An 18,739-nucleotide genomic window follows, 5' to 3' on the forward strand; every position below is an offset into this window, starting at 1 on the left:
CGGCGATCATCCCTCCGGCGTAAGGAGGCGATACCCTGGCGGTCGTGGGTATTCCGGCGTGGATCTGGTTCGTCATCGCGGCCGTCGCCCTGGTGGCGGGGCTGGGGCTGCTCGCGGCCGACCGGGCGAAGGAGGGCTCGCGCAACCGCGAGCGAATGCGCTGGGCACAGTTGCGCGGCTGGCAGTTCGTCGAGGAGGACGAGCGCCTGCCGCAGCAGTGGTCCGGCGGCGCGATCGGCTACTTCGGCGCGGACGCCGCGGTGAACGTCGTCGCGGGGTCCACCTTCACCTCCGACGGCCGCCGCCCGGTGTTCATCTTCGACATCGAGTCCGAGGGCCAGATCCCGGCGGTCGTGGTCGCTGTGCGCTGCAACAAGAAGCATCGCATCCCGATCGAGATGTGGCTGTCCAGCGTCCCGTTCCAGCGCGCGGACATGCCGGAGATGCTCGGCCCGATCGGCGCCCGGTACGCCTTCGCGGACGACGCCGACGGCGCCCGCGTGGTGATCACCCAGGAGCTCGTCGACGCGGCGGACCAGCTCGGCGGCGACGTCGGCGTGGCCTGGCTGGAGAACGAGTGGGTCCTGGCCAGCGTGGTCCCGACGGCGGGCCCGTCCCGGCTCGAGCGCCTGCTGCGCGACCTCGGCGAGATCGCGGACATCGTCGACCCGTTCGACGAGGACTACGACGCGGGCCGCCACCAGGCGAGTGCCCCGGTGCCGTCGGAGGCCAAGGCCCCGGGCACCCCGGCGGCCGGCACGCCGGTGCCGCAGCCGCCCGCGGAAGCCCAGCAGAAGCCGAGCGAGAACTAGCGGCCGATCACCGGCTGGTCGAGCGCGCTGAGCGACGCCGACGGGTCGAGCTTGCCGCGCACCGACGTCATGCCGCCTTCGGCGTGGACCACGTGGTCCACGCCCAGGTCGCCGCGGATCGAGCCCGCCGGGCCTGCCGAGCCCAGTCCCTGGCTCGTCTTCGCCATGCCCCAGGCCGGACCCAGCTGACCGCCCGCTTCGTGGGTCTGGCCGACGTCCAGGACGCCGGTGATCTGGCCGGTCGCGTGCTGCTCGGACGCTGTGCCGACCGCGCCGAGGCGGCCGAGGTCGACCGCCTGGCCGGAGGAGCGGCGGGCCGACAGCGCGCCCTGGAGGTCGCCGGTGAAGGTGCCGTGCAGGCCGGTGTCCACCTGCTCCGCGTTCTGGCTCAGCACGTCGACCCCGTCGGCGAGCCAGACGCCGTGGCTCGTGCCTTCGCCGAGGCCGATCCGGCGTTCGGCGCCGCCGCCGAGGGGGGAGAGCGACAGGTTGCGGGACGCGCCTTGGCCGAGCCGCTGGTTGTTCGCGGTGACCGCGTGGACGTCGCCCAGCCACACCGTGTGCCGTCCGGCGCGGGCGAGCGCCTCGAACTCCTGCGACGCGGCCGAGGTCTCCGTCTGCCGCTCGTCGCGGCGGGTGGTCACGGACTCGGTGAGGTCGTTGGTGAGGACGGCGCCGGCGACGTCCTTCGCGAGGAAGTCGTGGCGGGTCGCGGTCACGGTCTCGCGCACCACCGACGAGCCGTCGGCACCCGAGGTCGAGACGTCGCGCCGGAACGTGCTGTCGTCGTGGTAATCGAGCGGCAGGGTCACCTCGGCCGGGCTCGCCAGCGCGGCGGCGGGAGCCGCGAAGAGCAGCGCGACGGGCGCCGCGCCGGCGGCGACCTTGGGCAGATAGCCGCTTTTGCGCCTGCTGTGCTTACCCATGCGCCGGACGATACTTCCCGCCGAATCGCCGCGCACTTCCGGGCCTGACCAGCGGGTATGGTTCACTCACATGACCACCACACGTTTCTTTTCGGGGGGTCCGGGTGGCGGAGCCCCCGGCCCGGGGCGGGAGCCCCGGATGAACACCGCTCTCATCACCGGAGCCACCGCGGGCATCGGCGCGCAGTTCGCGCGCACGCTCGCCGCCGAGAAGTACGACCTCGTCCTGGTCGCCCGCGACACCGCCCGGCTGGAGGCGTACGCCGTCGAGCTGCGGGAAAAGCACGGTGTCGGCGTCGAAGTGCTGCCCGCCGATCTGTCCGAAGTGGACGGCCGGACGGCGGTCGAGGAGCGGCTCGCGGCCGCGCCGGTCGACCTGCTGGTCAACAACGCCGGCTTCGGGCTGAACGGCGACTTCTGGACCATCCCGCCGGACGCGCTGCAGCGCCAGCTCGACGTCAACGTCACCGCCGTCCTGCGGCTCACCCGGGCCGTGCTGCCCGGCATGATCGAGCGCGGACACGGCGAGATCATCCAGGTCAGCAGCGTCGCGGGCTTCTTCAGCGGCCGCGGCTCGACGTACACGGCCAGCAAGAACTGGGTCACGTCGTTCACCGAAGGCATTGCCGCGTCGCTGCCGAAGGGCGTCCGGATGATGGCGCTCTGCCCCGGGTTCACGGCGACCGAGTTCCACGAACGGGCCGGCATCGGCAAACCCGGCCCGAAAATCGCCTGGCTGGGTGTCGAACAGGTGGTCAACGAGGCGCTCGCCGACCTACGCCGCGGCAAGGTGATCTCGGTGCCGAGCCTGCAGTACAAGGCCGTCGTCGCGATCGGCGGCCTGCTGCCGCGCGCGGTCCTGCGCCGGATCAGCGGCGGCTTCGGCGGCAAGGGCCGCACCTGAGGGTGAGGTTTACCCCACCAGAAGACTGCGGCTCTCTTCAATGTGCTGAACGTCGTGCCGCCCTAGCGTTTTGAGCATGACGACTGAGGCGGTTCGGCTCGAGGCCGTGCGCAAGGAGTACGGCGGCGTGGTCGCGCTGGACGGGGTCTCGATCTCCTTCCCGCGCGGCGGGTTCACCGCGGTGATGGGCCCGTCCGGCTCGGGCAAGAGCACGTTCCTGCACTGCGCGGCCGGCCTCGACCGGCCCACGTCGGGCCGGGTCGTGCTCGACGGCCAGGACCTCGACGGCAAGAACGAGACCTACCTGACGAAGCTGCGGCGCGACCGCGTCGGCTTCGTCTTCCAGGCGTTCAACCTGCTCCCGGCGCTGACGGTCGAGCAGAACGTCGTGCTGCCGCTGCAGCTGGCGGGCCGGCGCCCGGACAAGCGGCTCGTGGCGCGGATCCTCGCGCACGTCGGGCTCGACGGGCGCCGCAAGCACCTGCCCGGGCAGCTGTCCGGCGGCCAGCAGCAGCGCGTCGCGATCGCGCGCGCCCTGGTCACCGACCCCGCCGTGCTGTTCGCCGACGAGCCGACCGGCGCCCTCGACACCCGCACCGCGGCCGAGGTGCTCGGCCTGCTGCGCGACTCCGTCCGGTCGTCGGGCCAGACGATCGTCATGGTGACGCACGACCCGGTCGCCGCGTCCTATGCCGACCAGGTCGTCTTCCTCGCCGACGGCCGGATCGCCGGCCGGCTGGCCCGGCCGACCGCGGAAGCCGTCGCCGAGCGGATGACCCACCTCGGCGCCTGGGGCCGGGTGGCGGCCTGATGTTCAAGCTGGCACTGCGGACCCTCCGCCTGCGCAAGGGCGGCTTCCTGGCGACGTTCGTCGCCGTGTTCTTCGGCGCGCTGGTCGTCTCGGCGTGCGGTGGCCTGATGGAGACCGGCATCCGGTCCGAGACGCCGGTGCAGCGGCTGGCGGCGGCGCCGATCGTCGTCGGCGGGCAGCAGGCGCTCAAGCTGCCGAAGGAGGATCCGGCGGCCCTCGAGCCCGGCGACAAGCGCAAGTTCGAGAACGCGACCCTGCCCGAGCGCGTCCGGCTCGACGCCGCGCTGGCCGATCGCCTGCGCGCGGTTCCGGGCGTCACGAAGGTGGTCGGCGAGGTCAGCTTCCCGGCGCAGATCGGGGCCGCGAGCGCGCTGGGCCACGCGTGGGATTCCGCCGTCCTGACGCCGTATGCGCTGCAGGGCGCCGCCCCGAAGCCGGGCGAAGTGGTCGTCGACGCCGGGCTCGGGCTCGCCGTCGGGGACACGCTGCCGGTTGCCGCGCACGGCGGCGTCGGCCAGTACCGGATCTCCGGGATCGCCGAAGCACCCCGGGCCATGCGGGACGCGGCCGTGTTCTTCGCGGCTTCGGACGCCGAACGGCTGTCCGGGCACCCGGGCCGCTTCGACACCATCGGCGTCTTCGGCGGCGACGTCGCCGCCGTGACCGCGGCCGTCGGGGACGCCGGAGTCGTGGCGACCGGCGCCGAGCGCGGGGCGTTCGAGTTCCCGGAGACGGCCAAGAGCGGCGAGAACCTGATCGTGCTGGCCGCCGTGTCGGGCGGGCTCTCGGCGATGGTCATGGTGTTCGTCGTGGCGGGCACGCTGACGCTGTCGACGCAGCAGCGCCAGCGTGAGCTCGCGCTGCTGCGCGCGGTCGGCACGACCCCGCGCCAGCTGCGGCGGATGGTGCTCGGCGAGGCGCTCGTCGTCGGGCTGCTCGCCGTCGGTGCCGCGGTGGCGCTCGGCCCGGTGCTCGGGGAGTGGCTGTTCGACCAGCTCGCGGACCACCAGGTCGTCCCCGACGTGCTGCGCTTCGAGCAGGGCTGGCTCCCCGCGGTGGTCGCCGCGGGCGCGTCGCTGCTGGCCGTCGTGGGTGCCTCCTTCGTGGCCGGACGGCGTGCGGCACGGATCCGCCCGACCGAGGCACTCGCCGAAGCCGCCGTGGAGCGGCGCTGGCTGACGCCGATCCGGCTGGTCACCGCGATCCTGTGCTTCGGCGGCGGCACGGCGCTGGCCATCGTCACGGTCGCCGTGATGACCGGCCCGGTCGCGGCCAGCACGGCCGGCCCGGCGGTGATGCTGTGGGCGTTCGGGCTCGCGGCGATCAGCCCCGGCGTGACGAAGCTGGTGGCCACGCTGCTGACCTGGCCGGTGCACGCGCTCACCGGCGTCAACGGCCGGGTCGCGCTGCGCAACACCCGCGTCGGCGCGGTGCGGGCGGCCGGCGCTGTCACCCCGATCATGCTCGCGGTCGGCATCGCCACCGCCAACATCTACCTGCAGACCACCCAGGAAGCCGTCTCGAACCAGGCCTACACCGAGGACCTGCGCGCGGACGCCGTCGTCGGCTCGCCGAGCGGGCTCGACCCGGCCGTCCTGGGCCGCGTCCGGGCGCTGCCGGAGGTCGCGGGTGCTTCCGAGTACGTCACGAGCACGGTGTTCGTCGAGCAGCCGTTCGACTCGGGCGGAGACGACGACGGCCGGCCCGCGCTGGGCGTCAGCGAGCTGACCGGGAACGCCGTCGAGGTCCCGTCGACGCTCGGCCACCGCGTCGGCGACACGCTGGCGCTGCGGCTCGGCGACGGCACGCCGGTGGCCGTGCGGGTCACCGCGGTCGTCGACCAGCGCCCGGGGTTCGAAAAGCTGGTCCTGCCCGCCGAGCTGCTGGCCCCGCACACGACGCTCGGGCTGGCGCCGCAGCTGCTGGTCCGCGCCGCTCCCGGCGTCGACAGCGCGACGCTGACCGCCCGCCTGCGCGAGGCGACCGCCGGGCTGCCGGTGTTCGTCGGCGACCGCGGCACGCTGATCGCGGCGCACGCGAAGGGCAACGAGGTCGGCGCCTGGGTCAACTACCTGCTCGTCGGGATGATCATCGCGTACACGGTGATCTCCGTGGTGAACACGCTGGTGACGGCGACCGTGCGGCGGCGCCGCGAGTTCGGGGTGCAGCGGCTGAGCGGCTTCACCCGCGGCCAGGTGCTGCGGATGGCCGGCGTCGAAGGCGGCCTGATCGCGACCATCGCGGTGCTGCTCGGAACGCTCGTCGCGGCGGGCTCGATCGTGCCGTTCTGCCTCGTGGTGACCGGGTCGCCGCTGCCGTCCGGCCCGGTGACGATCTACTTGGCCGTGCTCGCGATCGCCGTGGTGCTCTCGCTCGGGGCGATCCTGGTCCCGGCCTGGGCCGCCACGCGCGGGCGCACACCGATCGCCACATCCATCGGTGAGTGAACCCGGCCGTGTGTAAGACTCACGGCCGTGGCGAACCCCGGGTTGGATCAAGCGGCGAAACTCGAACTGGCCAGGCTGGTCACCGATCTTTCCGTGGTACACGGAAAAGTGACACTGGCGTCCGGCAAGGAAGCCGACTACTACATCGACCTCCGGCGGGCGACCCTGCACCACGCGGCCGCGCCGCTGATCGGCAAGCTCCTGCGTCAGCTGACGGCGGACTGGGACTACGTGGCGGCCGGCGGCCTGACGCTCGGCGCCGACCCGGTCGCGCTGGCGATGCTGCACTCGGCGGCGACCGACGGCGTCGTGCTGGACGCGTTCGTCGTCCGCAAGGCGGTCAAGGAACACGGCATGCAGCGGCGCATCGAGGGCATGGAGGTCCGCGGGCAGCGCGTGCTGGCGGTCGAGGACACGTCCACGACGGGCGGCAGCGTGCTGACGGCGGTCGAGGCCCTGCGCGAGGCGGGCGCGAACGTGGTCGGCGTGGTGACGGTCGTCGACCGCGACACCGGCGCGCGTGAGGCCATCGAGAAGGAAGGCCTGGAGTACCGGTACATCCTCGGCAAGGACGACCTCGGCCTCGACTGATCGGGCACCACCGGGGCGGATCCGTGGATTCGCCCCGGTGACGGCCGTCACCCCCAACCGCTGCCTCAGCGCGATCCGGCCCGGCCAGGGCGAAATCCGGCTGCTCAAGACGCCGTCCGGGCGTACCGTCGGGGTATGGAGGAGCCGCCGGAACCGCAGCCGCAGCGCCCGGCCGACCCGAACCGGAAGAAACCGGACGGCGCGCCGGACCAGTACCCGCACGAGGAGCCGACGCAGTACCCGGCGAAGCGGCCGCCGGAATTCCCACCGGGCGTAACACCTCCGTCACCACGCAGGTGAACAGGTTGCTCCGCTGGGTTAAACATCACACCGATGGGCATCCGTAAGGGCGGACGACCTCGGCCGGCGGAGTAAAGTCGCTGGTAGGGGGATCGGTGGAGGGGGTGCGATGGCGAAGTTCCTGGCCGACGTGACCGTCGTGGTGCACATCCTGGCCCTGCTGCTCATCGGCTTGGGCGGGTTCCTCGCCTGGCGGTGGCCGAAGCTGATCTTCGTCCACATGTTCGCCGCGGCCTGGGGCGTCCTGGTGAACGTCACGCCGGTGCCGTGCCCGCTGACCGCGCTGGAGAACTACTTCCGCCACCAGCAGGGCCTCGGCGACCTGCCCGGCGGGTTCAACGCCTACTACCTCTACGGCACGGTGTTCCCCCAGTCGTGGCTGCCGGCGATCGGGATCGTCGCGATCGTGCTGGTCGTCTACTCCTACGTCGGCGTCTACCACCGCTGGCGTCACCGCCACGACCACGACCAGGAAACCCACGTGCGCCCGGTCCACCTGGGCTGAGCGACAATCGCCGGGTGAACACCATCCCCGGACCCACTGAATGGGTGAGCCGAGAAGAGGTCGGCGTCGGCCCGTGGCCGGGTGCGTGGCCCGCGGACGAGCGGTACGACCCCGAGCTGCTGCGTGACGGCGACCGCCGCAACGTCGTCGACGCCTACCGGTACTGGCGCCGCGAGGCCATCGTGTCCGATGTGGACAGCCGGCGGCACCCGTTCCACGTCGCGATCGAGAACTTCCAGCACGACCACAACATCGGCACCGTGGTCCGCACGGCCAACGCGTTCGCCGCGGCCGAGGTGCACATCGTCGGCCGGCGCCGCTGGAACCGGCGCGGCGCCATGGTGACCGACCGCTACCAGCACCTGCGCCACCACGACGACGTCGACGGCCTGATCGCCTTCGCGGCCGAGCACGGCCTCGCCGTCGTCGCGGTGGACAACACGCCGGGCTCCCAGCCGGTCGAGACGGCCGAGATCCCGCGCGAGTGCGTCCTGCTGTTCGGCCAGGAAGGCCCGGGCCTATCCGAAGAAGCGCAGGAGGCGGCGTCGCTCACCATGTCGATCGCCCAGTTCGGCACGACCCGCTCGATCAACGCCGGGGTCGCGGCGGGGATCGTCATGCACGCCTGGATCCGGCAGCACGCCGACCTCGGCCGCGCCTGGTGAGCTACAGGCCCCAGCCCCAGCGCAGCTGCGCCACGCCCGTCGCGTTGTTGACCTCCAGGCCGCTGCCGCTCTGCCGCGTGATCGAGTACGTGTCGCCCGACCGCAGGCCGGGCCAGTAGACGACGCCCATCTGCCGGGACCTCGCCAAGTCGGTGGTGGCGGCGAAGTACGCGGTGAAGTTGTTGCCGTCCTGGTGCCCCGCGGAGTAGTCGAGACCGGTCGTCATCGGGGCGCCGGCCTCGTCGATGATCGTGCGAGAGGAGTACGACCCGAGCCGGTTGCTGAGGTTCGTGGTCCACGCCGCGCGGGTCGTGTCCGAGGCCCAGAAGCCGTAGAAGTGCAGCGACAGCAGCGTGCCGTCCAACGCGCTCGCCGCGCCGACGCCGGTGACGTTGTCGTTGTAGCCGGTGCCGCTGATCAGCACCCGGCCGCGGGGGATGTTCGAGTGCCGGGACAGCCAGGTCGAGCAGAGCGACACCCAGTCGTTGAGGCTGTAGCCGAACGGCTCGTTCATCGGCTCGAAGTAGACGTTGCCGTTGCCGCCGTAGTCGGCGGTGACCTTGTCCCACATGGTGTTCCAGGCGCCTCCGTCGTCGACGAAGCCGTCCTTGTTCGCTTCCCAGTAGCCGAAGATGACCTTCATGCCGTGGGACAGGGCCGAGTCGGCGGCGCCCTTGTACCGCCCCCACCAGTCCGAGTTGACGCTCTGCGGGTTGATCGGCAGCCGCACGGTGTTCGCGCCCAGCTTCTGCTGGAAGCCGGTGATGATGCCGTCGGCCTTGCTCCGGACGCTGTCGTAGCTGTCCCCGGCGGTGAGGCCGGTCGGGATGACCCAGCCGTCGACGTAGTTGTCGCGGGCGTCCGCCCAGTTGACGCCGCGGAAGCTGTTGGTGGCGGCGGTGGCGGTCTGCGGAACGGCGAACAGGGGGACAGCGAGTACCGCGGCCATCGCGGCGTGGAGCCAGATGCGAGTACCGAAGCGCTTCATGCGAACTCCGATGTCCGGGGGCGCGAGGGGGAAAGATCGATGTTTACGTCAACATCGGAGCCGAGAATGCGGCAGCGCGCGCCCCTGTGTCAAGCGTCAGACGGGGGCGACCTCGACCGGGATTCCGTTCAACACCGACGTTCCGGACGGAACGTCCAGCAGCGTTTCGTCGGCGACCAGGTTCGAATTGACGCCGGGGTTCGCGCGCGCCACCCGCGTCCGCGAGCCGTCGACGTCGTGGCCCCAGCCGTGCGGGATGCTGACGACGCCGGGCCGGACCTCGTCGGTCACCTCCACCGGGACCTGCAGTTTTCCGGCTCGCGATGTCACCGACGCGAGGCTGCCGTCGGTCAGGCCGAGGCGCGTGGCGTCGGCGGGGTGCACCTGCACTGTGCACCGGTTGCCGCCGCGGATCAGCGGCTCCAGGTTGTGCATCCACGAATTGTTCGAACTCAGGTGCCGCCGTCCGATCAGCACGAGACCCGGTTCCGCGTTTTTCGCAAGTTCTTCCCGCAATCGCGGAACGTCGGCGACCACCGGTTCGGGCGCGAGTTCGATGCGGCCGGACGCCGTGCACAGCACCTCGGGGATCCGCGGCCGCAGCGGCCCGAAGTCCAGCCCGTGCGGCGCGGCTTCGAGGTCGGCGAGGGTGACGTCGTAGGGTCCGGCGCGCAGCAGCAGGTCGACCAGGCGCGCGGGCCCGGTGCGCTCGCCGGCGACGGCCACGTCGAGCCCGTTGCGGCGCGCGGTCTCCCCGGCGACGAAGTCGTCGAGCGCGGCGACATCGGCCTCCGGGCCCTGACCGGCGACGATGCCGGTGAGCCGCAGCATGGTCTCCCACTCCTGCGGCAGCGCCGACGGCAGTGTCGCCGGGGTCCAGTTGGCGATGTTGCGGATCGAAAGCTGGTAGAAGGCCAGGTCGAAGTGCGGGCGTTCGAGCGGTGACGGCCCGGGCAGGATGACGTCGGCGTGGCGGGACGTCTCGTTGAGGTAGACGTCGACGGAGATCATGAAGTCGAGGCTTTCGAGGGCCGCGGCGAGCCGGCCGGCGTTCGGCGTGCTCAGGCAGGGGTTGCCGCTGACCGTGATCAGCGCGCGGACCTGGCCCTCGCCCGGGGTTTCGATCTCGTCGGCGAGCGTCGCGACCGGCAGTTCGCCGACGACCTCGGGGTAGCCGCGCACGCGGCTGCGCCAGCGTCCGACGGCGAACGGACGGCGGTTGCCGGTGGGCTGGCATGCGGCCAGCGGGAACATCGCGCCGCCCGGGGCGTCGAGGTGGCCGGTGAGCACGTTGAGGACGTCGACCAGCCAGCTCGCGATGGTGCCGAAGGCCTGCGTCGTGGTGCCGATCCGGCCGTAGACCACGGCGTTCTCCGCGTCGGCCAGCTCCCGGGCCATCCGGCGGATCGCCTCGGCCTCGATGCCGGTGCGCGGGGCGACGGCTTCCGGGGTGAACGGCTCGGCCAGCGCGCGGACGTCGTCGAGCCCGTTGAGGTGCTCGGTGAGCCGGCCGGGGTCGGCGCGGTTCTCCGCGAACAGCACGTTGACCAGGGCGAACAGCAGCAGGGCGTCGGTGCCGGGCCGGATGGCGTGGTGCTCGTCGGCGAACTGCGCGGTGCGCGTGCGGCGCGGGTCGACGACGACGATCTTGCCGCCGCGCTCGCGGATCGCCCGCAGCCGCCCGCGGATGTCCGGCGCGGTCATCAGGCTGCCGTTGGAGACGAGCGGGTTGGCGCCGAGGATCAGCAGGTGCCGCGTCCGGTCGAGGTCGGGCACCGGGATGGCGAGCGGGTCGCCGAACATCGTGCCGGCGGAGTAGTGCTTCGGCATTTGGTCGACGGACGTGGCGCTGTAGAAGTTCTTGGTGCCCAGCGCTTTGTAGAGCACGCGGCCGTAGAGCGTCAGCGCGATGTTGTGGACGCCGGGGTTGCCCGCGTATACGGCGACGGCGTCCCGGCCGTGCTCTGCCAGGATCGGCGGCAGGCGGCGGGCGATCTCGTCGTAGGCCTCCTGCCAGCTGACCTCGACGAACTCGCCGTCGCGCTTGAGCAGCGGGGCGGTCAGCCGGTCGGGGTCGTGGTGCAGGGCGCCGAGCGACGCGCCCTTGGGGCAGATGTAGCCCCGCGAGAAGACGTCCTTGTCGTCACCTTGGACGCGCGTGACCTGCTGGTTCGCGTCGAGCGTCACTTCCAGGCCGCAGGTGGCTTCGCACAGCGGGCAGGTGACGTGGGCTGTCGTCATGACCACTGAACATACTGAGCGGTATGTCGATGGGCAAGGCACGATGGCGACATGGACGTCTCGGCCGCGGAACACGCGGTGACTTCGCGCCACCTGCGCCGGGTGTGGGCGCTGCCCGGCACGGTCCTGGGCCGCAGCCGCTGGCCTGCCGCTGTCGATCAACGGCTGCACTGGCACTGGAACTACTGGTGGCAGGCGCACCTGCTGGACACGCTGGTCGACGCTCAGCTGCGCGCGCCTTCTGCCGGCCGGCTCGCCGTGATCCGGTCCTTCGTGCGTTCGGTGCGGCTGCGCAACTTCGGCAGGTGGACCAACGACTACTACGACGACATCGCGTGGCTCGGCCTTGCGCTGCAACGGGTTTCCGCGCTGGGTGTCGACGTCGGCCCGGCGGTGGCGGCCATCGACGCCCAGCTCCTGTCCGGCTGGACGGCGGCGGCGGGCGGCGGCATCTGGTGGCGGCGCGGCGACGACTTCAAGAACGCGCCGGCGAACGGCCCGGCGGCGATCTTCCACGCCCGGTCCGGGAATCTCACCCGGGCCCGGGAGATGACTTCGTGGCTGACGTCCACTTTGGTCGATCCGGATTCCGGATTGGTCTGGGACGGGATCCGGGCGGACACGGGCGAGCTGGTGAAGCACATTTACACCTACTGCCAAGGGGTCTACCTCGGCGCGTGCCTTGAGCTGTCCTTAGTGGACGACGCGGCGCGGACGGTGCGCGCGGTCGCGGAGCACCTCGCGCCGGGCGGTGTCATCCGCGGCCAAGGCGGCGGCGACGGCGGGTTGTTCGCCGCGATCCTGGCCCGGTACCTGGCGCTGGCGGCTCGTTCCCTGTCCGGGCCGGAGGCGGAAACGGCCCGGTCGCTGGTCCTGACGTCGGCGGAGGCGTGCTGGTCGGGTGCGGCACCCGGCCTGGTGTTCAGCGCGTACTGGGACCGCCCGGCGCCGTGGCCGTTGCCGGCGGACGCGCCGGAGCGGGACATGTCGGTCCAGGTGGGTGGCTGGATGCTCCTGGAGGCCGCGGCGACACTGTGAGCGTCAGTTCTGGACGCCTTCCTTGCGCGGATCGAGGTCGATCTTGCCGCGCTGGCCGTACTCGCCCTCGCCGACTTCGACCCAGTCGGCGATCGTCGCGTCGAACTTGGCTTTCTGCTCGGCGTCGCTCTGCGCGTACTTCTCGGCGGCTTTCTTGATCCGGTCGGCCACGGCGAGGTAGCGCGCGGTCGACTTCTGGAAGAACGACTCGACGTCGTTCCGCAACCCGATCAACGCGGTGTCGGCCGCGGTGGGGACGACGCCCCGGCCCACGAGCTGACCGTCGGCGTAGGAGGCCGCCGCGACCTTGCTCAGCAGCCCGGAATAGATCTCGGCGGCGTCGTAGCAGTGCTGGGCGAGTTCCAGGATCACGACGACGTCCGCGGTGAACCCGCGGGGATCGGGCTTGCCGTCGTGCTTCGGGGGTTGGGAGATGTCGTAGAGCTCCAGCCAGGTGTGGCCGACCCCGGCGATCTGGTGCTCGATGGCCGTGATGGCCTTCTGGTAGTCGGCTTCGGCCTTGTCGAGATCGCCGTGGAGGGTGCGGACGGCGGCGTCGAGGTGGGCGAAGAAGTCGCTCAGCTGCGGGAACCGAAGTCCTTCGTTCGGCTTCGCCTCGCCGACGCTCAGCGCGAAGTCGAGCAGGGTCAGCGCCGTGCCGACACCGCTCGGCAGCTTGCTTCCGACGGCTTCGAGGACCGTGCCGGAAATGCTCCACGCCTGGCTGAAGGCGTCCACCGCCAGCTTCTCCTTCGGGGTGTCCGGCGCCGACGGCGGCGCGGCCTCGAAGAGCTCGCTGGTGGCCTGGGCGATGAGGTGCAGGTTGTTGTTCCGCGCGGCGTGGATCGTCGTCGCCCGCACCGAGTAGCAGTTGGCCAGCCACTTCGCGAGGATGCTCTGGTTCTTCAGGGTCGGGCCGACCGACGCGAGGAAACCGACCTTGAGGTTTTCCGCCGCGATCCCCGTCCAGTGCGCCATCCAGGCCCGGTTGTTGCCCTTGTCCTCGCCGGAGAGCAGGTTGACCACGCCGGGCAGCGCGTTGGCGTCGAGCGATTCGTCCGGGTGCATCGCCTGCTCGACGGCCACGAGATTGTTCCGCGCGTCCTCGAGGGACGACAGTTCCGGGCCGCCGGCGAGATCCGGGATCGCGGCCGCCAGCTGTTCCCGTTTCGCCCACGCCCAGTCCCCGACCTGCGAGAAGACGTCGTGCGCCCGGCACTCGACGTATTTCGCGTCCGGGACGCTCCACCCGTCGCAGGCATCGGCGGCCGGCCGGGTGGCCTGCGTGCCGTCGTTGACGGCCCAGGCGACGATCGGGCAGGTCGTCAGATGGCCCCGTGATTCGGGGGGAACCTGCCACCGGGCGGGCGACGGCGCGCCGTTGATCTGGCTGGTCCCGCCGCGCAGGGTCTGCCCGGCGTCCCTGGTCCAGCGGCGTTCCAGCGTCTGCCAGTAGTTGTTGAGTGCCGCCGAAAGGGAAGCCGAGTAAACGCTTCCGCTCATGTACTGCCCGCTCATGCGCAACTTCCCCCGTTCGCACCCCGGTCAGGAGTCCGGACAGAGTAGCAAGAAAGTTACGTATTGGGGCGGTTTGTCACTTCTTGGGGAATCGCTCAGCACCCGCAGGAGGCGCCGTGCAGGAACTTCGGGGTCAGCCACACCGATTCCGGCGGCCGGTCCGGGTCGGCCATGCGGGACATCAGCAGCTGCACCGCCCGGCGGCCCAGGTCCGCGACCGGCTGGACCAGCGTCGTCACCGCCGGGCTCACGCGGCGGGCCCAGTCCATGTCGCCGTAGCCGACCACCGCCAGCTCGGAGCCGACGCGGATGCCGCGGCGGTGGGCCTCGTACTGGACGCCGACCAGCATCGCCTCGTCCGCCACCACCAGTGCCGTCGGCGAGGGCCAGCCGTCGAGGAGCTTGGCCGTGGCCCGGGTGGCGCCGCCCGCGTTCGAGAACCCGCACTCCACCAGCTCGCGGTTGAAGCGCAGGCCCGCCTGCTCCAGCCCCAGCCGGTAGCCGCGGACGCGCTCGCGGCTGACCTCCAGGCCCTCGTCGCCCGAGATCAGCCCGATCTTGCGGTGCCGCCGCTCGGTGAGGTGGCGGACCAGCGACGCCACCGCGTGCACGTTCTCCGTGCCGACCTGGTCGACGTCGTTGCGCGCGGCCACCCGGTCGACCAGCACCGTCGGCACGCCCATCCGCACCAAGCCGTTGATCACCGCTTCGTCGCCGGGCGAGGGGACCAGCAGCACGCCGTCCACCAGGTCCGCGCGCAGGGCGCGCACCACCGCGGCTTCTTCGCCCACGGTGTCCTCGGTGTCCGCCAGCACGACGTCACACCCCAGCTGCGCCGCGGCCGCCCTGATCGCGCGCAGCAGCTCGCCGGAGTACGGGTGCGTGTCGACACCCATCGCGACGCCGATCCGGTAGGTGACCGGGGGGTCCCACAACCGGAGGTCCGGCGAAAGTGCGGTCATAAGCCCTCGCAGACGCTCAGCCGAAAGGTATCCGCTGAACGGCCGCGCGGAGGTATCAGGAACCCAGATTCACTGAAGTGAGTGAACCGGAGGACAGCCGCACGACTCACGGTGACGCAGAGTGGGTGCCAGCCGCACCGTCTCGGCCTTGCGCCCCGGGTCGTTGATCCGGGCCAGCAGCAGCCGCACCGCCTGCCGGCCGATCTCCTCGATCGGCTGCGCCATCGTCGTCAGCGGCGGATCGACCAGATCGGCCCACTCGACCTCGTCGTAGACCACGACCGGCAGGTCACGCCCGATCCGCAGCCCGCGCCGCCGGGCCTCGTGCAGCACCCCGACCATCATGCCGTCGTTCCCCACGACCAGCGCCGTCGGCGGCTCGGGCAGTGCCAGCAGCGTGCTCAACGCCAGCGCGCCGCCTTCGCGCGAGGAGTTCCCGCAGGCCACGAGCTCGGACGACCACGTCAGCCCGGACCGGCCGAGCCCCAGCCGGTAGCCGAGCACGCGCTCCTCGCTCGTCGAGAGCCCGGGTACGCCGCTGATCATCCCGATCCGCCGGTGCCCGAGCGTGGCCAGGTGCGCGGTCAGCGCCGACGTCGCCTGGATGTTCTCCGAGCCGACCTGGTCGACGTCGGTGCGGGTGGCCAGCCGGTCGATCAGCACGGTCGGCACGTCGAGGGACACCAGCTCGCCGATCACCGGGCCGTCGCCGGGGGCCGGGGTGATGAGCAGGCCGTCGACGCGGCGGGAGCGCAGCGCCCGCACGGTGTCACGTTCCGTGTCCGCCGCGTCGTGCGTGTCGGCCAGCAGGACGGTGTAGCCGTGCGCCGAGGCCTCGCGCTCGATCGCCTGCATCAGCGTCGCGAAGTACGGGTTCGCCACCAGGGAGATCGCCATCCCGATCGACCGCGTGCCGCCGGTGACGAGTGAACGCGCGATGGCGTCGCCGGTGTAGCCGGTCGCTTCGATCGCCCGCAGCACCGCCGCCTTGGTGTCCTCGGCGACCGCGCGCGTCCCGTTCACCACGTGCGAGACGGTCGTGATCGACACGCCCGCGAGCTCGGCGATGTCCCGCTGGGTCGGCCGCGAAGACTTCGATTGGGGCATACCCATCCTTTCCGGCAAGCGTTTGCGCAAACGCTTGCGCGCAGGGAGCAGTCTGTCTACCTTCCCGACCATCGGCAAGCCTCGACACGAACAAAGGCTGGGAATCCATGAGACACCGAAGTCTCACCGCAGTCGTGCTGGCCGCCGTCCTCGCCGCGACGACCGGGTGCACGGTCGAACGCCACTGGGGCGGCAACACCAACACGGGCGGGAGCGGCAAGGCGAAAGTCGGCCTGGTCACCAAGACCGACACCAACCCCTACTTCGTGGAACTGCGCAACGCCGCGAGAGCGGCCGCGCAGGCCAACGGCGCCGACTTCAGCGCGCTCGCCGGCCAGTTCGACGGCGACAACGACGGCCAGGTCCGGGCCATCGAGAACCTCCGCCAGCAGGGCGCGAACACCATCCTGATCACGCCCAGCTCGTCCACCGGCGTGCTCAAGGCGATCAAGGACGCCCGGGACGCCGGCGTCCTGGTCATCGCCCTCGACACCGCCACCGAACCGGCCGACGCCGTCGACGCCACCTTCGCCACCGACAACTTCGCGGCCGGTGAACAGCAGGGGGCCTACGTCAAGGCCGCGCTGAACGGCGCCACGCCGAAGCTGCTCATGGTCGACGGGACCGCGGGCAGCACGGTTGACACCCAGCGCCACGGCGGCTTCCTCAAGGGCATCGGGCTGACCGACGGCTCGCCGGAGATCAAGGGCCACACCGCGGCCAACGGCGACCAGAGCCTCGCCCAGCAGGGCATGGAGAACCTGCTCCAGCGCAGCACCGACATCAACGCCGTCTACTCGATGAACGAGCCGATGGGCCGCGGCGCGTACGCGGCGCTGAAGGCGCGCGGGCTCACCGGCCAGATCGTCATGGGCTCGATCGACGGCGGCTGCGAAGGCGTCCAGAACGTCAAGGACGGCCTGTTCGCCGCCACCGTCATGCAGTTCCCGGCGAAGATGGCCGAGCAGGGCGTGCTCGCCGCCGTCGAATACGCCAAGACCGGCAAGAAGCCGTCGGGCTTCGTCAACACCGGATCCGCCGTGATCACCGACAAGCCCCTGCCCGGCATCGAGAGCCACGACTCGGCCTGGGGTCTGCAGAACTGCTGGGGAGGCCAGAAATGACGACCGCCACCGCAGGGTCCACAAAGGACCGTGAATCACTCGGCGACTTCCTCCTCCGCGCCCCCGCGGTCGGCCCGGCGCTCGCGCTGGTCGTCGCGATCGTGGTGTTCTCGCTGGCCACGGACACGTTCTTCGACCTCGACAACCTGTCCACCGTGGTCCAGCAGTCCCTCGTCGTCGGGACGCTCGCGCTGGGCCAGACGCTCGTCATCCTCATCGCGGGCATCGACCTGTCCAACGCGGCCTCGATGGTCGTCGCGACGCTCATCATGGCCAAGCTCGCCGCGGCCGGCACGAACGGTTTCGTGGCGCTGCTCGCCGGCGTCGTCCTGACGATCATCGTCGGCATCTTCATCGGCGGGCTCGCGACGCGGGTCAAGCTGCCGGCGTTCATCATCACGCTCGGCACGTTCACCATGCTGACCGCGGTGTCGAAGCTGATCGCCGGCGGCCAGGCCGTGCCGGTGACCGACGGGCTGCTGCAGTGGCTCGGCACCAAGCGCTACCTCTTCGGCGGCATCCCGATCACCTACGGCATGACGCTGGCGCTGCTGATGTACCTCGGCGTCTGGTACGCGCTCACGAAAACCGCGTGGGGCAAGCACGTCTACGCGGTCGGCAACGCGCCGGAGTCCGCGCGGCTGTCCGGCATCAAGGTCAACCGCACGGTGCTGTCCGTGTACATCGTGGCCGGGCTGGCGTTCGGCCTCGCGGCCTGGCAGGCGCTGGGCCGGACGCCGAACGCGGACCCGAACCAGTTCCAGCTCGGCAACCTCGACTCGATCACCGCCGTCGTCCTCGGCGGCACGAGCCTCTTCGGCGGCCGCGGTTCGGTGCTCGGGACGCTGATGGGCGCGCTGGTCGTGGCCGTGCTGCGGTCGGGCCTCACGCAGATGAACGTCGACGGCAACTACCAGGACCTCGCCACCGGGGCCCTGCTGATCGCCGCCGTCGTGGTGGACCGGATCGCGAGGAGGCAGCAGCAGTCATGACCGAACCCATCCTTTCCGCGCGGGGCCTCGTCAAGCGCTACGGCCGGGTGACCGCCATCGACGGCGCCGACTTCGACCTGCTGCCCGGCGAGGTGCTCGCCGTGGTCGGCGACAACGGCGCCGGGAAGTCGTCGCTCATCAAGGCCCTGTCCGGCGCGGTGGTCCCCGACGAGGGCGAGATCAAGGTGGACGGGAAGACCGTCCACTTCAAGTCCCCGCTGGACGCCCGGCACTACGGGATCGAGACGGTGTACCAGGACCTCGCCGTCGCGCCCGCGCTCGACATCGCGTCGAACATGTTCCTGGGCCGGGAAAAGCGGCTCAAGGGGCCGCTCGGGCTGTTCCGCAAGCTCGACACCGTGACCATGCGGAAGGAGGCGCAGCGGATCCTCGACGAGCTGGGCATCAACATCAAGTCGATCAGCCAGCCCGTCGAGACGCTCTCCGGCGGGCAGCGCCAGGGTGTCGCCGTGGCCCGCGCGGCCGCGTTCGGCACCAAGGCCGTGATCATGGACGAGCCCACCGCCGCGCTCGGCGTCGCCGAGTCCGGCAAGGTGCTCGACCTGATCGGCCGGATCCGCGACCGCGGCCTGCCGGTGGTGCTGATCAGCCACAACATGCCGCACGTGTTCGACATCGCCGACCGCATCCACGTGCACCGCCTCGGCAAGCGCGTCGCGGTCGTCTCGCCGAAGACGCACACGATGAACCAGGTCGTCGGCCTGCTCACGGGTGCGTTGCGGCTGAACGAGAACGGCGAAGTCGAAGAGGCCGCCGCGGCAACGCATGTGGCCGGCTTGAAGTGAGA

Annotated in this window: 17 protein-coding genes; 11 read left to right on the forward strand and 6 right to left on the reverse strand. The window is 71.3% G+C overall.

Annotated features, from left to right (window positions below):
- Window positions 1-44 precede the first annotated feature (44 nt).
- On the forward strand, window positions 45-812 hold the full coding sequence (locus I4Q55_RS03000; RefSeq protein ID WP_206784418.1) for a hypothetical protein: 768 nt from the start codon (window positions 45-47) through the stop codon (window positions 810-812).
- On the opposite strand, the gene I4Q55_RS03005 is transcribed toward I4Q55_RS03000, so the two are convergent.
- Window positions 809-1,738: a hypothetical protein gene (locus I4Q55_RS03005; protein WP_206784419.1), complete on the reverse strand. Its 930-nt coding sequence runs from the start codon at window positions 1,736-1,738 to the stop codon at window positions 809-811. The genes I4Q55_RS03000 and I4Q55_RS03005 overlap by 4 nt on opposite strands.
- Window positions 1,739-1,877: 139 nt before the next feature.
- Between I4Q55_RS03005 and I4Q55_RS03010 the strand changes: the two genes are divergently transcribed.
- The 6 genes from I4Q55_RS03010 to I4Q55_RS03035 all read left to right on the forward strand — a co-directional run bounded on the left by I4Q55_RS03010 (window position 1,878) and on the right by I4Q55_RS03035 (window position 7,961).
- The gene (locus tag I4Q55_RS03010; RefSeq protein ID WP_206784420.1) at window positions 1,878-2,642 is read left to right on the forward strand and encodes an SDR family oxidoreductase; all 765 of its coding nucleotides are present in this window, start codon (window positions 1,878-1,880) and stop codon (window positions 2,640-2,642) included.
- A gap of 76 nt (window positions 2,643-2,718) precedes the next feature.
- Window positions 2,719-3,453 (forward strand): ABC transporter ATP-binding protein, encoded by a 735-nt coding sequence (locus tag I4Q55_RS03015; RefSeq protein WP_206784421.1) that lies wholly within the window; start codon window positions 2,719-2,721, stop codon window positions 3,451-3,453.
- Entirely contained in the window at window positions 3,453-5,900 is a 2,448-nt protein-coding gene (locus tag I4Q55_RS03020; protein ID WP_206784422.1) for an ABC transporter permease, read from the forward strand. The genes I4Q55_RS03015 and I4Q55_RS03020 overlap by 1 nt, the downstream gene beginning before the upstream one ends.
- Before the next feature lie 27 nt (window positions 5,901-5,927).
- Window positions 5,928-6,491, forward strand: a complete 564-nt coding sequence (gene pyrE, locus I4Q55_RS03025; RefSeq protein ID WP_206784423.1) for an orotate phosphoribosyltransferase — start codon at window positions 5,928-5,930, stop codon at window positions 6,489-6,491.
- A 409-nt stretch (window positions 6,492-6,900) separates the two neighbouring features.
- Complete coding sequence (locus I4Q55_RS03030; RefSeq protein ID WP_206784424.1) at window positions 6,901-7,296, forward strand: DUF2784 domain-containing protein; 396 nt, start codon at window positions 6,901-6,903, stop codon at window positions 7,294-7,296.
- A 14-nt stretch (window positions 7,297-7,310) separates the two neighbouring features.
- Window positions 7,311-7,961 carry an RNA methyltransferase gene (locus I4Q55_RS03035; RefSeq protein ID WP_206784425.1) on the forward strand — a complete coding sequence of 217 codons (651 nt, stop codon included), beginning with the start codon at window positions 7,311-7,313 and terminating at the stop codon, window positions 7,959-7,961.
- 1 nt (window position 7,962) lies between these two features.
- On the opposite strand, the gene I4Q55_RS03040 is transcribed toward I4Q55_RS03035, so the two are convergent.
- Both I4Q55_RS03040 and I4Q55_RS03045 read right to left on the reverse strand, forming a co-directional pair.
- Window positions 7,963-8,949 carry a cellulase family glycosylhydrolase gene (locus I4Q55_RS03040; RefSeq protein WP_206784426.1) on the reverse strand — a complete coding sequence of 329 codons (987 nt, stop codon included), beginning with the start codon at window positions 8,947-8,949 and terminating at the stop codon, window positions 7,963-7,965.
- A 96-nt stretch (window positions 8,950-9,045) separates the two neighbouring features.
- Window positions 9,046-11,190 carry a molybdopterin-dependent oxidoreductase gene (locus tag I4Q55_RS03045; protein WP_206784427.1) on the reverse strand — a complete coding sequence of 715 codons (2,145 nt, stop codon included), beginning with the start codon at window positions 11,188-11,190 and terminating at the stop codon, window positions 9,046-9,048.
- A 51-nt stretch (window positions 11,191-11,241) separates the two neighbouring features.
- On the opposite strand from I4Q55_RS03045, the gene I4Q55_RS03050 reads away from it, so the two are divergent.
- Window positions 11,242-12,228 (forward strand): glycoside hydrolase family 76 protein, encoded by a 987-nt coding sequence (locus I4Q55_RS03050; protein ID WP_206784428.1) that lies wholly within the window; start codon window positions 11,242-11,244, stop codon window positions 12,226-12,228.
- A gap of 3 nt (window positions 12,229-12,231) precedes the next feature.
- On the opposite strand, the gene I4Q55_RS03055 is transcribed toward I4Q55_RS03050, so the two are convergent.
- The 3 genes from I4Q55_RS03055 to I4Q55_RS03065 form a co-directional block, all read right to left on the reverse strand.
- Complete coding sequence (locus I4Q55_RS03055; protein ID WP_206784429.1) at window positions 12,232-13,731, reverse strand: hypothetical protein; 1,500 nt, start codon at window positions 13,729-13,731, stop codon at window positions 12,232-12,234.
- A 110-nt stretch (window positions 13,732-13,841) separates the two neighbouring features.
- Window positions 13,842-14,708, reverse strand: a complete 867-nt coding sequence (locus I4Q55_RS03060; RefSeq protein ID WP_206784430.1) for a LacI family DNA-binding transcriptional regulator — start codon at window positions 14,706-14,708, stop codon at window positions 13,842-13,844.
- A 69-nt stretch (window positions 14,709-14,777) separates the two neighbouring features.
- A complete protein-coding gene (locus I4Q55_RS03065; protein ID WP_206784431.1) occupies window positions 14,778-15,815 on the reverse strand; it encodes a LacI family DNA-binding transcriptional regulator in 1,038 nt (345 codons plus the stop codon).
- A 107-nt stretch (window positions 15,816-15,922) separates the two neighbouring features.
- On the opposite strand from I4Q55_RS03065, the gene I4Q55_RS03070 reads away from it, so the two are divergent.
- From I4Q55_RS03070 to I4Q55_RS03080, 3 genes are read left to right on the forward strand one after another with little or no spacing between them, the layout of a single operon-like run.
- Window positions 15,923-16,939 carry a substrate-binding domain-containing protein gene (locus I4Q55_RS03070; RefSeq protein WP_206784432.1) on the forward strand — a complete coding sequence of 339 codons (1,017 nt, stop codon included), beginning with the start codon at window positions 15,923-15,925 and terminating at the stop codon, window positions 16,937-16,939.
- A complete protein-coding gene (locus tag I4Q55_RS03075) occupies window positions 16,936-17,931 on the forward strand; it encodes an ABC transporter permease (protein WP_206784433.1) in 996 nt (331 codons plus the stop codon). The genes I4Q55_RS03070 and I4Q55_RS03075 overlap by 4 nt, the downstream gene beginning before the upstream one ends.
- A complete protein-coding gene (locus I4Q55_RS03080; RefSeq protein ID WP_206784434.1) occupies window positions 17,928-18,737 on the forward strand; it encodes an ATP-binding cassette domain-containing protein in 810 nt (269 codons plus the stop codon). Before I4Q55_RS03075 ends, I4Q55_RS03080 begins: the two co-directional genes overlap by 4 nt.
- Window positions 18,738-18,739: the final 2 nt, after the last annotated feature.

This window comes from Amycolatopsis sp. MtRt-6, assembly GCF_017308975.1.
Lineage (GTDB): Bacteria > Actinomycetota > Actinomycetes > Mycobacteriales > Pseudonocardiaceae > Amycolatopsis.

Excerpts from the sequence above, each read along its gene's own strand:
- I4Q55_RS03075 (WP_206784433.1), top strand. The coding sequence starts at position 16,936 with ATGACGACCGCCACCGCAGGGTCCACAAAGGACCGTGAATCACTCGGC.
- I4Q55_RS03005 (WP_206784419.1), bottom strand. The coding sequence starts at position 1,738 with ATGGGTAAGCACAGCAGGCGCAAAAGCGGCTATCTGCCCAAGGTCGCC.
- I4Q55_RS03070 (WP_206784432.1), top strand. The coding sequence starts at position 15,923 with ATGAGACACCGAAGTCTCACCGCAGTCGTGCTGGCCGCCGTCCTCGCC.
- I4Q55_RS03080 (WP_206784434.1), top strand. The coding sequence starts at position 17,928 with ATGACCGAACCCATCCTTTCCGCGCGGGGCCTCGTCAAGCGCTACGGC.
- I4Q55_RS03010 (WP_206784420.1), top strand. The coding sequence starts at position 1,878 with ATGAACACCGCTCTCATCACCGGAGCCACCGCGGGCATCGGCGCGCAG.
- I4Q55_RS03065 (WP_206784431.1), bottom strand. The coding sequence starts at position 15,815 with ATGCCCCAATCGAAGTCTTCGCGGCCGACCCAGCGGGACATCGCCGAG.
- I4Q55_RS03060 (WP_206784430.1), bottom strand. The coding sequence starts at position 14,708 with ATGACCGCACTTTCGCCGGACCTCCGGTTGTGGGACCCCCCGGTCACC.
- I4Q55_RS03050 (WP_206784428.1), top strand. The coding sequence starts at position 11,242 with ATGGACGTCTCGGCCGCGGAACACGCGGTGACTTCGCGCCACCTGCGC.
- I4Q55_RS03045 (WP_206784427.1), bottom strand. The coding sequence starts at position 11,190 with ATGACGACAGCCCACGTCACCTGCCCGCTGTGCGAAGCCACCTGCGGC.
- I4Q55_RS03040 (WP_206784426.1), bottom strand. The coding sequence starts at position 8,949 with ATGAAGCGCTTCGGTACTCGCATCTGGCTCCACGCCGCGATGGCCGCG.
- I4Q55_RS03030 (WP_206784424.1), top strand. The coding sequence starts at position 6,901 with ATGGCGAAGTTCCTGGCCGACGTGACCGTCGTGGTGCACATCCTGGCC.
- I4Q55_RS03020 (WP_206784422.1), top strand. The coding sequence starts at position 3,453 with ATGTTCAAGCTGGCACTGCGGACCCTCCGCCTGCGCAAGGGCGGCTTC.
- I4Q55_RS03015 (WP_206784421.1), top strand. The coding sequence starts at position 2,719 with ATGACGACTGAGGCGGTTCGGCTCGAGGCCGTGCGCAAGGAGTACGGC.
- I4Q55_RS03055 (WP_206784429.1), bottom strand. The coding sequence starts at position 13,731 with ATGAGCGGAAGCGTTTACTCGGCTTCCCTTTCGGCGGCACTCAACAAC.